Here is an 18,126-nt window from a genome sequence, read left to right on the forward strand (position 1 = left end):
CCGCTGTGACCTGCTGTTATTGCGGCAGGCGGATATGCGGTAACACTTTATCCTTAAAATCCTGCAGGAACAGCTCCTGATCCCTATTTACATTGTGTAGAATAACCCTGTCAAAGCCGAGGTCAACATAATGCTGTATATACTTCAGACACTCTTCAGTACTCGCCGAAATAAGCATCTTCTCTTCCAGGTCTTCTGGTCTCATATAGGTAGCTGCGCTGTCAAACTGGGTAGGCTTAGACAGTTCATTCAGTACCTCTGGCGAGAAGAAATTAGTGCGCCACTGGTCGAAGGCTACCTCAAGCGCTTCTTTCTCAGATCGTGCATAGGAAAAGGCCATTTGAACATAAATAGGCTTATCAGCACCCCCGTTATTTCTGAAGGCGCTGATCATCTTTTCCATTTGTTCATCATCGCCTGCTACAGTAATCAGCCCGTCTGCCCAGGCACCCGCCCAGGACGCAGTAGCTTCCGTTAATGCAGCCACCATCAAGGGGGGCTGTACAGTAGGCAAAGTATATAATTTCGCTTCTTTTACCGTAACACGCCCTGTACGGTTTACCAATTCGCCTTTCAGCAGTCTTCTGATCACATCTGCACATTCGAGTAAACGTGCATTCCTCTCCGCTTTCTGTGGCCATACTTCGCCGGTGATACATTCATTCAGGGCTTCACCACTGCCCAGCTCAACAGAGTACCGGCCGGGAAACATTTCTGCAATAGTAGCGATAGCCTGCGCTACAATAGCTGGATGGTATCTTTGCCCGGGCGCGCATACCATACTGATGGGTACTTTGGTAGCCTGCAAAGCGGCAGCAATCCAGGCGAAAGAATAACCGCTTTGTCCTTGTCTTTCACTCCAGGGATGGAAATGATCTGAGCAGTGAATTGCTGTAAATCCTGCCTGTTCAGCAGCCACCGCAAATTGTAAGAGCGCTGATGGCGCATGTTGTTCATGAGATGCGTGATAAGTAATCTGTGCCATACTGTACAACATACCATCATTGTACCAAAATAGCCCTGTACATCAGGTAGCCTTGCCTTTTAGCTCCCAGTGGTCTTTGATACGGTTACCGTCACGATCGTACTTTAAAGTGCGGGCATAGCGTTCTCCCCTGACATTGCCGTCAGCAGTTCTTTCTCCGATAAAGAGCAATATAGCGTTGCCTTCATCGTCTGTTTTAAAAGAGAGATCGTTTCCTCTGAACTCCATGTCGATCATGGATGATGGCGTGTACTGTTTAGCCAGTTTCTTGATGAGATCTTCGTTCAGCTTCATATGTCATATCTTTACGAAATCCATCTTCAAAAACTGCACCTGTTACACCTGTATTCTGTTTTTGACAACACCATAGTACTCGCCATGGTGACTAATAGAAACAGGCAGCGGAGAATGGCTGTAACAGTTCATCATATAGGGTATACCATCCTGGTTTTTCATCAGCGCACATTTATCGAGCAGGTGTAGCGGCCAGTCATGACCAGTGTATATGTCAAGACTGTCAAAGAATATCTCATGTGCAACAGCGATGGTATGTATACAGTGCTGACTTCTGTGGCTGATAAACGAGTAGCTTTTAGCGGCGTGGTATATTTTACCGGTGATGGATTGTTCCTGCTGCCCTGAGAGGGAGCAGTCAAATTTAATGGGGTTGTATACTCTGATATTTGAGATGCGGTTAACAATCTTATAGGCAGCTTCTTTACAGCTCCAGAGCAGCCAGACCATATCTGATGGCGTTACTGCCTGATGAATCATTTCCTGCTCGGCAGCTGTAAAGATCTTGCCAAGATATCCTTTGCGTTGCCAGTTACTTTCCTGGCAGGCCAGACGGAGATCTATGATATCATTGCCGATCATTGTCCGCCAAGTTTGGCTTCAATGATCTCTATAGCTGATTTTACATTCAGCATATGTTCCATTGCTTCATTATCGATCACAATGTTGAATTGTTCTTCCACATCCAGTATAACGTCTACCAGGTTAGCAGAGTTGATCTTCAGGTCTTTGACGAAATCAGTATTTTCATTGATCTGCTGCCAGGCTTCCTGGTCTTTAGCGTACGGCTTGACGATCTCTTTTAATTGTGCGATCAGCGTTTCTTTATCCATCGTTTTTAATTGTACTTCTTTAATATCACACAGGCATTCACATCTCCAAAGCCAAAGCTGGCTTTCGCAATCAAATTTAAATCTTTATATATCAATTGCTGAGGTATTTTTTCGGGAGCAGCAATCGCCGCAATCTCAGGGTGGAGATCTTGGCAGTTAATGTTCGGGAATAGGAAGCCTTCATGTAGTTGCAGTACGGCCGCTACCAGTTCAATACTTCCTGAGCCACTGAGGCAATGCCCGATCATTCCTTTCAATGCATTCAGATAGGGGAAGTCGCTTCCTCTCCTGTCGAGAGCAACCGCCCAGTTTTCCACCTCGAGCGCATCTTTGCCAGTAGCGGTAAGGTGCCCGTTAATGGCGTCAATCTCTGCGGCATCAATGCCTGCAGCTTTTACAGCTTCCCTGATACAACGCTGTACCGCAATACTGTTTGGTGCTGTCATAGAGCCATCACCGCGTTGTGCGCCTGAGTTAACATGCCCACCCAGTACTTCCGCATAAATAACAGCACCTCTGTCCAGGGCACTTTCCAGCGATTCCAGCACCAGGGCACCAGCCCCACTGCCTGGTACAAAGCCACTGGCCGACGCACTCATAGGCCGGGAACCTCCCTGCGGATCATCATTATGTTTGAAGGTACAGACCTTTAATCCGTCAAAACCGCCCCATATGTATGGTCCGGCATCGCTGGTACTACCTGCCAGCATACGTTTTGCATGCCCGTTCCTGATACGGTCATAGGCCATCAGCACACTTTCTGCACCCGTTGTACAGGCAGATGAATTGGTCGTCACCTGGTTAGCCAGGCCCAGTTTTCCTCCCAGCCATGCACTGATACCACTGGCCATGGTCTGCGGTACAACAGTACTCCCCAAACGGCGCACATTCATGGCATCGACTTTATATATCGCTTCACGCAGCTTATCAACACCAGCAGAACCAGCGCCGAAGATCGTCCCGCTGTCCCAGTCAGGCGGCAGATCCGGCCCTGCAGGCAGTTGTGCATCTCTCCATGCATCTATTCCGGCTATCAGACCGTACATAATGCCATTACTGTTAAAGTTTCTCAGCTCCAGCGGATCGAGGTATTGCAGTTGAAGACTTTCCGGCACTTCCGGTTTCCCGGATATCTGACAGGAGAACTGTAAGGCAGCCAGTTCCGCATCATGCCGGATACCCGAGGTACCAGCCTTTATTGCAGCCGCAAAAGCAGGTATTCCCACCCCATTGGGTGCAGCTACACCTAGTCCGGTCACTACTACTCTTTTATTCATGTGATTTGCGAATGATCATTCCGGCAATAACGCCACTGCATACTTCTTCTCCTGTATGATTGCTCATTGTAACCCTGCACTTTAGTTTACCGAAACGGAAGTATACTTTCTCTGCAGCTACGGACACCTTTTCACCGGGCATTACCGGCCGCATAAACTCCATTTCTGTGGAGGTAAGTCCGAAGGTCATTTGTCCGTCCTGCTCCTCTTCTGCTGTCAGATAGATACCGAGACATACCAGTCCTATCTGAGCAGCAACTTCCGTAAGTATAACACCCGGAGTAATGGGGTATCCTTTGAAATGTCCTTTGTAGAAATCCAGGTCTTCACGGAAGGTAAAGTGCCCGGTTACCTTGTTGCTATCTATAGCATCCAGACCGTCTACAAAACGAAAGGGATCACTATAGGGCAGTTTATCAAGAATTGACTGTATCGTCATATATCAGCTGATATGTTCCCCCCCGTTTACCGGAATAACGGCTCCGTTGATCCAGGCTGCTTCCTCTTTACACAGGAGATAAACAGCATTGGCTACATCAGCAGGAGTCGTAAGCCGGTGAAAGGGGTTACGTTGTTTTGTATGTGTAATAAGCGCTTCGCTGCCGGGAATAGCCTGCAGGGAGCGGGTGTCGGTAACGCCTGCCTGTATGCAGTTGGCCCGGATGCCCAATGGAGCAAATTCTAATGCCATATTTCTGGTGATTGCTTCCAGTGCTGCCTTTGCAGCTGCCACTGCACCATAATGCGCCCAGGCGCGACTGCTGCCTTCACTGGTGAAAGACAATACACGTGCATCCGCAGCAAATAGTCCTTGTGTAATGAGGGCCCGTGTCCAGTCATAGAGGCTGATGGCCATACTATCCAGGGTAATATGGAAATCGTCATTAGTAAGTACAGCACCTTCCGGCTTAAGCATAGCCTTGAGATTCCCCCTGGCAATGCTATGTACAAGCGTTCTGACACGACCATTTGCTCCCATGGCCGTTTGCAATGAGGAGAGGATGTCGGTCCTTTTTACACTTTGCAGCGCATCCGCGTTGAACGTGAGCAATGATACACCCATCTCCCGGATGGCTGCAAACTCCTGTTCGATACGGGGCAATTCTATACGGGCATCACGATGTACAATGCAGATGTTCATACCGTGCTGCGCCAGCTTGTGTGCAGTAGCCAGTCCAAGACCGTTGCTGCCGCCAAGTATTACTGCCCAGTAATTATATGAAGCAAATTCCTTTACCATTGTAATAATATTCGCTGTGCGGAAAATCCCGGACCAAAGCTTAGCATCAGGCCTTTGCTGCCGGCAGGTATTTCCCTGTCCATAAAGCGTTCCAGTACGTACAGGACCGTTGCGCTGGACATGTTACCATATAAACGTAACACTTCCTTGGTATCATCTATATTCTTTCCCATATTGCCGAAAAGCTGTTCTACCGTCTGAATGATCTTCTTCCCTCCCGGATGGAATATCAGATGGTCAATCTCCTCGATGCAGCTGTTTTGCTTCTCCAGGAAAGGATGAACAATAGCGGGAAAATGAGCAGCAATGGTTTCTGGTACTTCAACGTCCAGTATCATCTGCAGACCGGTGTTAGTGAGGCGGAATCCCATCATATGTTCAGCGGAATAAAAGTGATACATTTCCTCTGCCACTATGCCTGGGCCCTTGTCTTCTTCGTGAGAAGACAATATTACACAGGCAGCGCCATCGCCGAAGATGGCTGCACTGACAATATTGGGCATGGAATAGTCTTCCAGCTGAAAAGTAGCAGTAGGCGATTCTACCGCTATTACAGCAGCCCGTTTACCCGGGTTGGATTGCAGGAATTTCTTGGCGTAGATCATTCCTGAGATACCTGCTGCGCAACCCATTTCTGTTACGGGCAAACGTATAATGTCCTGCCTGAGTTGTAATTCATTGATCAGGTAAGCGTCCAGGGAGGGGATCATAATACCGGTGCAGCTGACAGTGATGATATAGTCCAGGTCCTGCGGACCAAGACCAGCTTTTGTAAGCGCATCCTGCAGACACTGACGCCCCAGTTTAATCACCTCCCGCATATAGATGTCGTTCTTCTCTTCAAATGAGGTATTGGTAAATACCTCTTCCGGACTCATAATAGAATAGCGTCTTTCTACCGCTGCATTCTCGAAGATCTTTCTGACTTTTCTGGCAAAGCGGTCTTCCTGACCGGACAACCATACGTCCAGAAAAGGCATAATTTCCTCGGTAGTTCTGGTATAAGGAGGTAAGGCTTTCGCAACTGCTGTTATTTTAACGCTCATACATTTGTGATTATCCACTGGTAACGGAAAGCCCATTTCCATTTGAGTGTATACTGACTAAAATTTAGTTTATGTGATAATTCTTCTATCTCGTTTCTTTTAAATCCTCTCAGGATAGATACCAGTCCGTCGGTTTTGGCCATCTGTCCCATACCAGCAATCCAGCTGAATCCCTGGAACAGGCGGTAAGCCAGCGCGCTTCTGTGCAGGTCATTGATCACTATTCCCAGTGTTGCATTTCTCCGGAACACAGACATCAGCCTGATGATCTGCTTTTCTTCAAAATGATGCAGCGTGAGCGTACATAAGGCGATATCGTATTGCAGGTTTCTGAAGGGGTCCTGCATAATATCCATACAATAGTAAGTGATTTCCGGGTATTCTACTGACAGACGGGTTGCATAATCTACTGTACACTTGTTTGCATCGATCCCCATCAACTTAACCTGCCATTTATTCTTACGGGCCAGTCTTGCCACAGCCCTGAGCATATCACCGTTTCCACACCCGATGTCGGCAATGGTGATCAATTTCCCTTTAGGCACGTGTTCCATCAGCGAGGACACTCCGCTCAGGGTGATACTGTTTCCACCGAGCATACGGTTCACATAAGCAATCTGGTCTAAGGTACTACGTAATATCTCTCCTTCCATCAGGAAATCATCCATAATCTCTGGCGCGAGGGTCCGCTGCTGCGTATTGACAAACATGAGTAACTAGTTGTTTAAAGGTTTTCCATGTGTTTGCCGGATAATGACCGGCAAGATAGCGGGGAACAGCACCAATCCTTTCATCATGCCTGATGCCAGCTGTTCTTTTCTGAAGACGGAAGATAGTAACTTACCTGCCAGCATACGCTTTCCGAAAGCTGCCTGCCATGCTTTTGTATATCCTTTCTCCATCGCCTCCCGCGAAGTGATACTTCCGGAGATGAAGGACAATAATTGTTCCGATGCGATTCTGGCGCTATGTATAGCCATGGCCATGCCGTTACCGCATAGCGGATGGATCAGTCCTGCCGTATCTCCAGTCATCAGTATATGGTGATCTACTTTACGCTTTTCAGCAAAAGACACCTGGCTGATGGTGATTGGCCGTTCAAACAGTGGTGTACAATGTGTAAAGATGTATTTCAGATGCGGGTTTTTGTATAATACCGCTTCCCGGTGTGCTTCAATATGTTTGTACTGCTTGAAGATATCGTAGCTGACCAGGTAACAGATATTGATGATATTGTTCTCCACTTTGGATACACCGCAATACCCACCCTTAAAGTTATGTAGCGCTACTAACCCGTCGGGGAAGTCACCTTTATAATGACATTTTACTGCCAGCCACGGAGACTTCTGAGCAGAAAACCCACGATCCAGTTGCTGATCCAGGGCCGCGCGTTTACCATAAGCGCCTATTACAAAGCGAGCATGGAGTGTATGTCCGGCAGCCGTTGACACCTGGAAGTTGTCGTTTGTAAAGGTGATATCAACCACTGTATCTTCGAGCAATATTCCTCCGGCGGCAAGTACCAGTTGTAGCAGAAAGTGATCTAAGGCATAACGGCTGATGCCAAATCCGCCCAGGGGTAGTGACGCCCCTACACTATCTCCGGAGACAGTGGATACCAAGACGCGTTCAATACTGGCAGGCTGTAACGACTTCGGATCAGCTCCCAGCCATTGCAGGTAGGGTAATACTTCATTGGAGATATATTCTCCGCAGACTTTATGTTTCGGAAAAGAGTTTTTCTCAATAACAGTAACATGCAAACCTGCACGTAACAGGTGCAGGGCACTGGTTAATCCGGCCAGTCCGCCTCCCACAATGATGATATCATTTACTGGCATTGGACGTAATTAATTGGTTTTTTGCTTCCCGACATCAGATGACAAAGTGTATGTTGCAACAAGTGTACGCTAAATTCCTGAAATGGCGAACCCAGGTAGCTGCTTATTCCTAATTTTTTTGTCAAATTTGTTCAGATGATCATCAGAAAGAAAGAGAACCGGTTTCGTATGTTACTTTTCATGAGGGGATGAGTGTTGCCAAGGGAGCTTCTCCGATTGTTGTTACTACTGTTGCTATCGGTAGCAGTGGTATACGGGCAGGTACTGACACTAGGTAGTTAAGCTATTATGTCAGCTAGACCTGGACACAAAAAAGCGGGGCCGGCTTATGCCGACCCCACTCCACCCTTATCTGATAAACCATAGCCACTTACTTAACGAGTATTATAATGCCTCCCCAGGCTGCAGTTGCAATTGCTCTCCGTGTAGTATTTACACATGCTGTAAGGATTGGAATTTGCTGCTGCACACCGCCAAACTGTTCCGGTAATAAGCTGATGATGACAAGTTCGTAGAGATACAAAACAATTGCGCGGTCAGTGTTTCAAGTGATGAAACGTATTGTCATCTTCTTAATGGAAACAATCGTACTGGTGTCTAAATAATACATGTCCAGAAATGTGCCATAAGCCACTTACCCGTAAGCGCTTCCAGGAAGATGTTTCTCAAACTACATACATGTGTAGATAAGCTTTCCCCTTTATGGGGGAGACTGCTATTCTTCTCATTATCAATGACCCGTGGCGTAATCTTTGTGCCCCTATAGTTGTACATGCTTTTAATATTTGTTTCACTCCACTAAACTTACTTGTTATGCAAACTCCTGAAGGCAACGAGCCGCTGAAAAACGATAAAGATCCACTAAATGCAAACCTGGCAGAAGATCAGGGCGATATCCAAAATGAAGACGTTGTAAATGATGAAGATCTTGATGAAGATCTGGAAGATGATGAAGAAGACGATCTGGATGATACGCCTGAACTCGACGAAGATGACCTTGACGATAATAATCTCTCTGATGAGGATGCAGATAAAGTACAATGGGAACCTCCCAAAAATAGTTAACCCGTAGCTTTGCTACGTCTACACAGGGGCAATGAATGTCATTCATCATTCATTGCCCTTCTTACTGAATAAGACACACCCTCCACTGACACAAATCACTCAATATATGTATACACTTGGAATTAATGCCGCTTTCCATGATTCGGCAGCATGCCTTGTTAAGGACGGGCAGCTGATCGCTGCTGCAGAAGACGAACGTTTTACACACATCAAACATGGTAAACGACCTATTCCGTTCTCTGCATACGAATTACCGTATCATGCAATTGATTATTGCCTGAAAACGGCTAACATCCACCTGAGTGATGTTGACCACATTTCATATTCTTTCGATCCGTTTATCCTACTGCCTCAGGAGGATGCAGAAAAAAGTCTGATAGATATTCCCCTGAAGCAACCATCACAGTTTGTTCCCGAGAAGTGGATCTCTCCCTGGGATCCTTTATTCCTCTCAGCAATTATCAATGCACCCGGACAACTGGTAGACGGATACCCACACCATTTGCAGAAACGGTTTCGCGGCGCAAGCTTCAATAATGACCAATGGCATTTTGTTGAACATCATCTTTGTCATGCAGCGAGTGCGTTCCTGCCATCTCCTTACCATGAAGCGGCAGTACTGACCATCGATGGTCGTGGGGAAAAAGCAACCACAACTTTCAGTATGGGAAGAGCGAATGACTTGCACAGGATCAGTCAGGTAGACATGCCGCACTCGTTAGGATTGTTATATGAGAAAGTGACGACGCATCTGGGCTTCCTGCATTCCTCTGACGAATACAAAGTAATGGCGTTGGCCTCTTACGGCAAGCCCGTATTTGTGAACGCTTTCCGCTCTATGATCAGCATGCTGGATAAAGGACAGTATGCCATCGATGATGCACAGATGGTGGAACTATTAGGACCCGCCAGGAAGAAGGGAGATGAGTTTACAGCACATCACTTCAATATCGCACATTCATTGCAGGCGGTACTCCAGGAATCTGTGTTACAACTAACAGACTGGTTGTATAAAGAAACGCAGGCAGATAATCTTTGCTTTGCAGGCGGCGTGGCATTGAATTGTGTGTTAAATGCAAAGATCAGGGACGCAGGCATCTTCAAAAACATCTGGGTACAACCCGCATCAGGTGATGCCGGCACAGCTTTGGGTGCAGCATTGTGGACAGATGCGAAGGAACGGGGTAGTCAGGAGAAGACCTTCCGTATGGACCATGCATACTGGGGACCGGAATATGGCGATGAAGAGATTAAAGCCTTCCTGGACTGGACTAAGACGCCTTACAAGAAACTTGACAATGTTGCAGAAGAAACCGCTGAACTGCTGGCACAGGATAAGATCATCGGATGGTACCAGGGAAGAATGGAGTTTGGTCCAAGAGCTCTTGGTAGCCGTTCTATTCTTGCATCTCCGATCTCTGCCAACATGCAGGCCCGTTTGAATGAAGTGAAAGACAGGGAAGACTTCCGTCCCGTAGCGCCGGTTGTACTGGAAGAAGCAGCCAGTGAATGGTTTGATGGCGCTCAGTTCTCACCCTTTATGTTGTTTGTATACAGCGTAAAAGATGACAAAAAGGACAAAATTCCTGCGGTTACGCATGTGGACGGCACTGCGCGTATACAGACCATCAACCGTGATCAGCATGCGCGTTATTATGACCTGTTACAGGCGTTCTATAAGAAAACAGGCGTACCTGTACTGATCAATACTTCATTCAATACATTGGGAAAACCAATTGTATGTACCCCCCGCGACGCCGTTGAGTGCTTCTGGTCTTCACCATTTGACGCGCTGGTAATAGGATCTTTTCTCATTCAGAAATAAAGCTGTCATGGAAAAAAAGATTAGTGTTGTTATACCCACTTACCAACGACCCGAATTATTATCTCGCTGCCTGAAAGCGCTCGAAGAGCAACAGTTTGATCCGGGAGCATTTGAAGTGATTGTAGTCAGCGACGGTCCTGACAAATATACCCGTCAGATTGCAGCCAGCTGGAAATACGCCGGACTTATTGATGTAAAATATTACGCCCTGCCAGCCAAGAAAGGACCTGCCGCAGCAAGGAATGCCGGTTGGAGATTAAGTCAGTCGCCGTTTATCGCATTTACCGACGATGATACCCAACCGGATCCTTTCTGGCTGCAAAACCTCTGGAAAGGCTGGAAAGGACAGGCAGCTGTAGTATATACAGGACGAGTAGTAGTGCCTATCAACGGCAGACCAACAGACTATGAATGGAATACTGCCCAGTTGGAGAAAGCAGACTTTGTTACCGCTAACTGTGCCTGTACAAGACAGGCACTGGAGATGGTGAACGGATTTGACGAATCCTTTGAAGCAGCCTGGCGCGAAGACAGTGATCTCGAATTTAGATTACTGCAACAAAATATTCCTATTTATCATCTGCAGAACGCCGTTGTCGTGCATCCTGTTAGAAAGGCGAGCTGGGGAGTCAGCATTAAAGAGCAGAAGAAGAATATCTTCAATGCTTTATTATATAAGAAATTCCCGCAACTATATCGTACAAGGATACAGAAAAATCCCGCCTGGAACTATTATGTAATGATTGCCTGTTTTGCAACAGGTATAGTCAGTCTTGGCTACGGACAACCGACAGTGGCGGCTGTGCTATTTGGCGCATGGTTATTGCTGATAGGAATATTTGCGGAAAAGCGGCTGAGGCATACCTCCCGCAGTATTTCCCACGTCCTTGAAATGATTGTCACATCAGCAGCTATCCCGTTTGCGGCCACCTACTGGACACTTTACGGAGCATGGCGCTATAAAGTACTTTACCTCTGATATGGAAACATCCATCAAAAAGATCGCGATTTTCCGCGCATTACAACTGGGAGATATGCTATGCGCAGTACCCGCATTCAGGGCACTACGCGCAGCATTCCCCGATGCGCATATTACATTACTTGGCTTACCCTGGGAAGCTGCATTCACAGAACGCTTCCACCACCTGCTGGATGAATTTGTACATTTCCCCGGCTATCCTGGTCTGCCGGAACAGCCTATAATACCATCTTTGATACCTCCATTCCTGGTAGCCATGCAGGAGCGGCAGTTTGACCTGGTATTACAGATGCAGGGCAATGGTTCTATTGTTAATCCCATGGTGGCATTATTTGGGGCACGTTACACCGGTGGGTACTGGCGCAAAGAAGATGGTTGTCCGGATGCAGGCCTGTTCATGGAATACCCTGAAGATGTTTCTGAAATAGAAAGGCACCTCCAATTGATGGAATACCTCAACATTCCATCTCAAGGCACACATCTGGAATTTCCTATCACAGCTAAAGATGTAGATGACTTTAATCAGTTGTGTCTTCCTTTAGAAGCACAGGAATACCTGTGTGTACACCCTGGCTCAAGAGGCAGCTGGCGGCAATGGCCGCCGCATATGTTTGCCGCAATGGCAGATGAATTTGCAGAGAAAGGCTGGAAGATTGTACTGACAGGCACAAAAGACGAGAAGCCACTTACTGATGAAGTAGCAGCGCTGATGAAGCATAAATCTATGAACACTGCTGGAAGAACAACATTGGGTAGTCTGGGTGTGTTAATTAAAAACGCCCGTGCATTATTGTCTAACTGCACAGGCGTTTCGCATATGGCTGCCGCATTTGAAACTCCCAGTGTCGTAATCAGTATGGACGGAGAACCGGGGAGATGGGCTCCACTAAATAAGAACTTACATTATACAATAGACTGGACTACTGAACCAGATTATGAAATTGTCTTAAGGCAGGGTATGCGGCTGCTGGAAGCTACCTGATATAGCGCAGCTTCTTTCCAGCATATATAATGCTCTTTCAGCAATACGGCCGGGAGTTGCCAACGGCAGCTCCTGCCGGGCGAAAGACTGATAAACATACCTTACCACTTCATTCTTACTCTGCATACTCTCGGGTACATCAAAGTAGAGCACCTCGCTGGTCACATTCCAGGGCGTGTGCTGCGGATTAGTCAATGCATATAGCACGAGTACAGGTGTCTGAACTGCAGATGCGATATGTATTGTACCAGTATTAACAGAGATGAGTAACGAACAGTGCCTGATTAATACAATCAGTTCCTGCAGATTAAACACTCCTGCCGCTGAAAAGGTATGCCCGCCTATCTCATGTCTCATTGCACTTGCCTCCACTTCATTACATTTGCCGGTAATCAGCAACTGACATTCGCCTTGAGCGACTATCTCCCTGCCTGCCTTTACCCAGTCAGCCATTGCGTACTTACGCTTCTGTTCTGACACTTCGGGATGCAGGATGGCCCACGGCTGATCTGGTTGCAGACCCAGGAGCTGTAGTTTATGCAGAACAATAGGCCACAGATCTTCTCTTACCTGTAAACTAAACCTGCTCTCCTTTACTACTGCCCCTACCCTTGCCACAAGATTCAAGTCACGGACTACCTGGTGCCGGATGTACGTATACGGCTCTTCATCAGGTATCCAATGGGTGAGCAGATGATATGGGTTTTCCCTGCAATAGGCCAGTCTCAAAGGAATCTCTGCCAGATAAGCCAGCAGGATCGACGGCATCGGATTCTGGCTGTATACAGTGAAGATCACTGCCGCATCAAAAGCTTCCTTTTTCAGACGGTCGGCCAGTTCAGTAAACTGAGCAGGATGAGTAACACCATTGGTTTGCACCCAGGGCACATCACATACAATAACCTCATCTATCTCGGGAATTTCCGGCGCTACGGCTGCTCCCATAGAAGAAACAAGTACCGTAATATGACAATCAAATGTCTGCTTTAACGCTTTGATAGCCGGTGTGCTCATCAGCAGATCGCCTATATTATCCGGACGAATACACAATATCCGCCGGCATGCATGCCATTCCTTTTCCATTATGCCTCCGCTACTTTTAAGACAGGCGTAGTATAAATACGTTTTATGATCAGCGTCGTGGAGCGGTCAGGCACTAATGGCAGCAATACCACTTCTCCACCATATTCCTCTACTGCGGCTGCTTCCGGAAGCGATTCCCTGTTATAATCGCCACCTTTGGCAAATACATCCGGGCGGATGATCCTGATCAGTGGTTCGGGAGTATCATCGTGCTGGTCGCCAAATGCGATGAGGTGTGAGATAGCTCCTAACCCTGCCAGCACCTGTACCCGGTCATTCAGACTATTAATAGGTCTTTCGGGGCCTTTCAGCCTCTTGATACTCTCATCGGTATTTACCCCGACAATCAGCACGTCACCTAGTGAAGCTGCCCTTTCCAGGTAGCTGACATGTCCGCTATGCAGTATATCAAAACAGCCATTGGTAAATACGATCTTTCTGCCTTGTGCTCTGTACATCTCACATAAGGCTGACAGTTCTTCCAGGTCACTAATGCACTTATCCCTGATAGAGAAGTATGCCACCAGTTCACTATGCTTACAATGTGCTGTATTGCTTTTACTGATAGCTACTGCCGCTGCCGCTCCGGCTATTTCGGCGGCAGTTGCCGCTGCTGCCCCTGTAAGACAGGATAGTGTAAAGGCGCTGATGTAAGTATCACCTGCGCCAGATACATTAGGAGTATTAACCGGGCGTGCAGCAGTATGACATAATAGTTTATCTTCCTGGAATATCAATGCGCCTTCCTCATCCAGGGTGATGGCGCTTATCTTAGCACCTGTCGCCTGGTAGATAGCCGTACCCATCTCTTCCAGCTGCTGGGCCTTGCGACCTGGCATTTCCGGTAGACCAAGCAATTCAGTAATCTCTTTGTAATTAGGCTTGATTACGTCAGGTTGCAGACACTTGTACCTGTCCAGCCGTTTAGCATCCACAGCTACAAATTTCCGGAAGTCCCGGTTCATGGCAGTCAGGGCTTCAATAATAGCTGGTGTAATCAGTCCTTTGTTATAATCAGCGATCAGGATGGCATCATGCAGAGGCAATTGCTCACTCAGCACAGCGATGATCTGCTGTTCGCAGTCCTGATCCAGCTGCAGTTCTGTGCCTTCATCATACCGGGTCAGTAACTGATGCCCGGCAATCACCCTGGTTTTGGTAATGGTACGTCGTGTATCACAACGTACTACCTGATCACAAATACCCTCTTTCTCGAGCAATTCCCCCGCTAATCTGGCAGCATGGTCATCGCCGGTAAGGCTGACAAATGTAACCTTCGCGCCCAGGTGACGCAGGTTGGCAGCTGCATTGGCGCCTCCGCCTAATACAGAGGTATGCGAGCTGATATCCACTACTGGTACCGGCGCTTCAGGAGACAGACGGGTACTTGCTCCCCTCAGATAAGTGTCTATCATCAGATCGCCAAGTACCAGCACTGCAGGTTCTACAAAAGACCTGATCAATGTCTGATATATGAGTTCCATGTACTATGGTTTGTAGTAGAGTGATTGGCAATCATTGTTGCCGCTTCGAGTAAATCTTTAACTATATATTCCGGCCTGGAATTAGGGTTTATAACCCATTCTGTTTCATTTCCGTTATTAATGAGTATCGACTGACAACCAGCGCGGTTACCTGCTTCTACGTCATGTAGTATGTCGCCTATCATCCATGATTCACCCAGAGAAATATCCAGATCAATAGCCGCACGAATGATCATGCCCGGGGCGGGTTTACGGCAAGTGCAGGAGGCCGCGAATGGTTCTACTTTTCCAGCAGGGTGGTGCGGACAGTAATAAAATCCGTCCAGCCTGATTCCACCATCAGCCAGCAGACGCCTCACCGTCCCTATTACAGGCTGCAGTGCATCTTCTGAAAAATATCCATGTGCGACACCTGCCTGGTTGGAGATTACCACGATCAGATATCCTTTTTGCTGTAACAACCTCAACCCCTCTATGGCAAAGTGTTCGAGTTGTATTTTGTCAGGGTCAACATTGTATGGTACGTTACGGATAAGCGTGCCATCTTTATCAATGAAGATTGCTTTTCTCATAAGTGATCATTTGGGCTGACGCTGTCTTCTCAGGGTATACCACACCACTGCCGATCACCTTTTCATACAAGCTCTGTATGTCCTGTGCTACCAGTTCCCATGTAAAGAGCTTATTAATCCTTCTCACAGCATTCACGCTCATCTCTTTCAGACGTGCAGGCGAACGCAGTAATGAAGTAATCTTTGCCGCCAGCGCAACCGGATCCTTAGGCGGTACCAACGCGCCGGTATGACCATCAGCCACACTGAAACGGACGCCGCCTACGTTACTGCCTATTACCGGCGTGCCGCAAGCCATTGCTTCCAGCGGCGTGATACCGAACGGCTCATACCAGGGTGTCGTGATAAACAGGTCAGCTGCTGCGTAATAATATTTTAGTTCCTCCCGGGACTTCTGCCCCAGAAAACTGATTTTATCGCTAAGCCCCAGTTCTGCTGCCAGCTCTCGTAAGCGCTGTAGCTCACTGGCTGTATCAATATCCCCGCCTACTATCAGCAGCTTTACCGGCGCATCGCTGCAACGTACTGCTGCCAGGGCGGTAATAACTGTATCCACTCCTTTCCTGGGAACCATCCGGCCCAGTTGTAGCAGGATCCGTTCATCGGCAGGCAGCTGTAATAGACTGCGCGCCACTGATTTATTGACCGGGTAAAATTCTGCCGTATTGACGCCACAGGGAATGATAGTAATCTTCTCTACCTGCGCATCGTAATAGTTAATCAGGTCATCCCTATCCTGCGGACATTCGGCAATGATCATACTGGCTTCTCTGACAGCCTGTTCTTCAATAGCAATGCGCTCCTTGGGGAATCTGTCATTGTCTCCCTGATGAATGCGACGGATATGTCCCAGGGCATGGAACGTAACGACAAAGGGTATACCCAGCGTCTTCTTAAGTTCCATAGCAACCAGTGCAGACATAAAGAAATTTGCATGTACCAGCTCATATGACAGTTGTTCGCTACTGATAAAGTGCAGTACATCATTGGTAAAAGCCGGCATATATTGCAGTAGCTCTTCTTTCGGAATATCGGCAGCGGGTCCGGCATCCACATGGATAATACGGATCTGCTCACTGAAAGCAACTACTTTAGGTAGTTCATGCTCATCCCTGCGGGTGAAGATATCAATCTGATATCCTTTTAATGACAGCTGCCTGGCTACCTCTCCGACATATACATTCTGTCCTCCTGCGTCAGCACCACCCAATGCGGCCAGTGGCGAAGCATGTTCGCTGATAAATGCAATCCTTCTTCCCATGTGCTAAGTTTTAAGATCAGATGTCGCTGGCGATGGTACTTGGGTCAGATTCCACCGGTTGCTTTCCGAACAGTTGGTCAGTATAAATCACTTCGTTCATGTTGCCATTGCAAACATTATAGAATAACCTTTCCCAGTCTGCAATGAAACGGTTGATACTAAAACGCTTCATAGCAGTAGCCTTTGCCTCGGCTCCCATCTGTGCAGCCATCTCAGGCTCATTGAGCAACACTCTCATCTTCCGGATCAGGTAGTTGACATCAGTATGGATAAACCCGTTCTTTCCATTCTCAATAACAGTCACCAGCTCAGTTGTTGCTAGTCCGACAACAGGTAACCCCTGCATCATGGCTTCGCACACTGCCAGTGCCAGACTGGTATGCCGTACCGGATGGAAATAGAATCGGTATCTGCTTCTGAACTGCGGCAGCTGTGGATGCAGGATCTCTCCTACGCCGTCTGCGCCATTGCCCATACCGGCCAGATCGACAGGTATGATATTACGCACCTGCTGAAAGATGTCCCAACCGAGACCTCTTCCACGCTGCGGAAGGTGGTTGATAGTCACCAGTCCCTTTGCCAGTTCACCTGTGTAAGGCACATCCGGCATCGTTACGCCATGCTCTATCACGGTAGCGGGGGTACGGTTATTATCCCACATTAATCTGTTATAATGGGTTACATGCACCAGGCAAATCCTGCGGTCATTCACAACGTGTCTCGCTGCTACCGGATTCTTTGCAGGTGTGTTGTGCTCCAGGTAAACCCTGGGTAATCTTCGTTGCGCAGGAGACAGTATATCATACTGATCTACCAGATAATCTTTTGTGGACTGATACAGGATGACATCAAAGTCAAAGTCCTTTACCATCTTAACGGGAATCTCATGTACATTGTCTCCGAAAGGGAATGTTCTGCCCCTCCCATAATACCCAGGCGTGCGCTGCTCATTTACCGGAATATAAATATCAAAGTTACCTTGTGACAAATAATACAGGTAACTCCCATGTATATGCCATGTAAAAATCTTCAGCCTGGGCCGCTGCTGTGTAGTCGTCATATATATAATTGATAGGATTGACAGTTGGTAACAAAAATGTGCTTACGCTTTCCCGATGTGTCTTTAGTTTCAACCAGACCAAACATTCTTTACTTGTCTAAAATGGGCTTCATGCGTCTGAGATCAATAAACAAACCAAATCTGTCAATCCCGAAACAATTGATTTATAGTATCTTATTTTTACAGATTAGTAATTCGCATAAAGCACTGAGTAGAAGCGCTTCCCCGGCGGACGCTGCTGGTAGAGTATTTTTTGATCCCATGGGTCTGCAGGTGTAACAGATAAAATACACACTTGA

At 47.3% G+C, this 18,126-nt stretch carries 20 protein-coding genes; 4 read left to right on the forward strand and 16 right to left on the reverse strand.

Translation table 11 applies throughout. The annotated features are described in order from the left end of the window. Positions 1-16: 16 nt before the first annotated feature. The 11 genes from K1Y79_RS00245 to K1Y79_RS00295 form a co-directional block, all read right to left on the reverse strand. Positions 17-985, reverse strand: a complete 969-nt coding sequence (locus tag K1Y79_RS00245; RefSeq protein WP_220247985.1) for a TIGR03885 family FMN-dependent LLM class oxidoreductase — start codon at positions 983-985, stop codon at positions 17-19. Positions 986-1,027: 42 nt separating this feature from the next. Further along, a complete protein-coding gene (locus tag K1Y79_RS00250; RefSeq protein WP_220247986.1) occupies positions 1,028-1,279 on the reverse strand; it encodes a hypothetical protein in 252 nt (83 codons plus the stop codon). 42 nt (positions 1,280-1,321) lie between these two features. Then, positions 1,322-1,861 carry a 4'-phosphopantetheinyl transferase family protein gene (locus K1Y79_RS00255; RefSeq protein WP_220247987.1) on the reverse strand — a complete coding sequence of 180 codons (540 nt, stop codon included), beginning with the start codon at positions 1,859-1,861 and terminating at the stop codon, positions 1,322-1,324. Then, complete coding sequence (locus tag K1Y79_RS00260; protein WP_220247988.1) at positions 1,858-2,112, reverse strand: acyl carrier protein; 255 nt, start codon at positions 2,110-2,112, stop codon at positions 1,858-1,860. The genes K1Y79_RS00255 and K1Y79_RS00260 overlap by 4 nt, the downstream gene beginning before the upstream one ends. A 5-nt stretch (positions 2,113-2,117) precedes the next feature. After that, positions 2,118-3,389, reverse strand: a complete 1,272-nt coding sequence (locus K1Y79_RS00265; RefSeq protein ID WP_220247989.1) for a beta-ketoacyl-[acyl-carrier-protein] synthase family protein — start codon at positions 3,387-3,389, stop codon at positions 2,118-2,120. Continuing rightward, positions 3,382-3,828 (reverse strand): 3-hydroxyacyl-ACP dehydratase FabZ family protein, encoded by a 447-nt coding sequence (locus K1Y79_RS00270; RefSeq protein ID WP_220247990.1) that lies wholly within the window; start codon positions 3,826-3,828, stop codon positions 3,382-3,384. Before K1Y79_RS00270 ends, K1Y79_RS00265 begins: the two co-directional genes overlap by 8 nt. A gap of 3 nt (positions 3,829-3,831) precedes the next feature. Then, positions 3,832-4,629, reverse strand: coding sequence for an SDR family oxidoreductase (locus K1Y79_RS00275; protein ID WP_220247991.1), 798 nt, complete (start codon positions 4,627-4,629; stop codon positions 3,832-3,834). Continuing rightward, positions 4,623-5,675 (reverse strand): type III polyketide synthase, encoded by a 1,053-nt coding sequence (locus K1Y79_RS00280; RefSeq protein ID WP_220247992.1) that lies wholly within the window; start codon positions 5,673-5,675, stop codon positions 4,623-4,625. The genes K1Y79_RS00275 and K1Y79_RS00280 overlap by 7 nt, the downstream gene beginning before the upstream one ends. Then, positions 5,672-6,385 (reverse strand): methyltransferase domain-containing protein, encoded by a 714-nt coding sequence (locus tag K1Y79_RS00285; protein WP_220247993.1) that lies wholly within the window; start codon positions 6,383-6,385, stop codon positions 5,672-5,674. Before K1Y79_RS00285 ends, K1Y79_RS00280 begins: the two co-directional genes overlap by 4 nt. Positions 6,386-6,391: 6 nt before the next feature. Next, on the reverse strand, positions 6,392-7,516 hold the full coding sequence (locus K1Y79_RS00290) for an NAD(P)/FAD-dependent oxidoreductase (protein ID WP_220247994.1): 1,125 nt from the start codon (positions 7,514-7,516) through the stop codon (positions 6,392-6,394). A gap of 597 nt (positions 7,517-8,113) precedes the next feature. Then, the gene (locus tag K1Y79_RS00295; RefSeq protein WP_220247995.1) at positions 8,114-8,290 is read right to left on the reverse strand and encodes a hypothetical protein; all 177 of its coding nucleotides are present in this window, start codon (positions 8,288-8,290) and stop codon (positions 8,114-8,116) included. A gap of 39 nt (positions 8,291-8,329) precedes the next feature. Between K1Y79_RS00295 and K1Y79_RS00300 the strand changes: the two genes are divergently transcribed. From K1Y79_RS00300 to K1Y79_RS00315, 4 genes are all read left to right on the forward strand, one after another. Continuing rightward, positions 8,330-8,581 carry a hypothetical protein gene (locus tag K1Y79_RS00300; RefSeq protein WP_220247996.1) on the forward strand — a complete coding sequence of 84 codons (252 nt, stop codon included), beginning with the start codon at positions 8,330-8,332 and terminating at the stop codon, positions 8,579-8,581. 106 nt (positions 8,582-8,687) lie between these two features. Beyond that, positions 8,688-10,406, forward strand: coding sequence for a carbamoyltransferase family protein (locus K1Y79_RS00305; protein WP_220247997.1), 1,719 nt, complete (start codon positions 8,688-8,690; stop codon positions 10,404-10,406). 7 nt (positions 10,407-10,413) lie between these two features. Continuing rightward, positions 10,414-11,385 (forward strand): glycosyltransferase family 2 protein, encoded by a 972-nt coding sequence (locus K1Y79_RS00310; protein ID WP_220247998.1) that lies wholly within the window; start codon positions 10,414-10,416, stop codon positions 11,383-11,385. A gap of 1 nt (position 11,386) precedes the next feature. After that, entirely contained in the window at positions 11,387-12,367 is a 981-nt protein-coding gene (locus K1Y79_RS00315) for a glycosyltransferase family 9 protein (protein WP_220247999.1), read from the forward strand. On the opposite strand, the gene K1Y79_RS00320 is transcribed toward K1Y79_RS00315, so the two are convergent. Genes K1Y79_RS00320 through K1Y79_RS00340 form a run of 5 tightly spaced genes read right to left on the reverse strand, consistent with a single transcriptional unit; the run spans position 12,332 to position 17,827 of the window. Continuing rightward, positions 12,332-13,450 carry a glycosyltransferase family 9 protein gene (locus K1Y79_RS00320; protein ID WP_220248000.1) on the reverse strand — a complete coding sequence of 373 codons (1,119 nt, stop codon included), beginning with the start codon at positions 13,448-13,450 and terminating at the stop codon, positions 12,332-12,334. The two genes, K1Y79_RS00315 and K1Y79_RS00320, sit on opposite strands and share 36 nt — an antisense overlap. Further along, the gene (gene rfaE2 / locus K1Y79_RS00325) at positions 13,450-14,934 is read right to left on the reverse strand and encodes a D-glycero-beta-D-manno-heptose 1-phosphate adenylyltransferase (protein WP_220248001.1); all 1,485 of its coding nucleotides are present in this window, start codon (positions 14,932-14,934) and stop codon (positions 13,450-13,452) included. The genes K1Y79_RS00320 and rfaE2 overlap by 1 nt, the downstream gene beginning before the upstream one ends. After that, entirely contained in the window at positions 14,910-15,506 is a 597-nt protein-coding gene (locus tag K1Y79_RS00330) for a D-glycero-alpha-D-manno-heptose-1,7-bisphosphate 7-phosphatase (RefSeq protein WP_220248002.1), read from the reverse strand. The genes rfaE2 and K1Y79_RS00330 overlap by 25 nt, the downstream gene beginning before the upstream one ends. Continuing rightward, the gene (locus K1Y79_RS00335) at positions 15,484-16,767 is read right to left on the reverse strand and encodes a glycosyltransferase family 4 protein (protein ID WP_220248003.1); all 1,284 of its coding nucleotides are present in this window, start codon (positions 16,765-16,767) and stop codon (positions 15,484-15,486) included. Before K1Y79_RS00335 ends, K1Y79_RS00330 begins: the two co-directional genes overlap by 23 nt. A gap of 16 nt (positions 16,768-16,783) precedes the next feature. After that, on the reverse strand, positions 16,784-17,827 hold the full coding sequence (locus K1Y79_RS00340; protein ID WP_220248004.1) for a glycosyltransferase family 4 protein: 1,044 nt from the start codon (positions 17,825-17,827) through the stop codon (positions 16,784-16,786). Between the last annotated feature and the right edge of the window lie 299 nt (positions 17,828-18,126).

This window comes from Chitinophaga rhizophila (genome assembly GCF_019492185.1).
GTDB classification, from domain to species: domain Bacteria; phylum Bacteroidota; class Bacteroidia; order Chitinophagales; family Chitinophagaceae; genus Chitinophaga; species Chitinophaga rhizophila.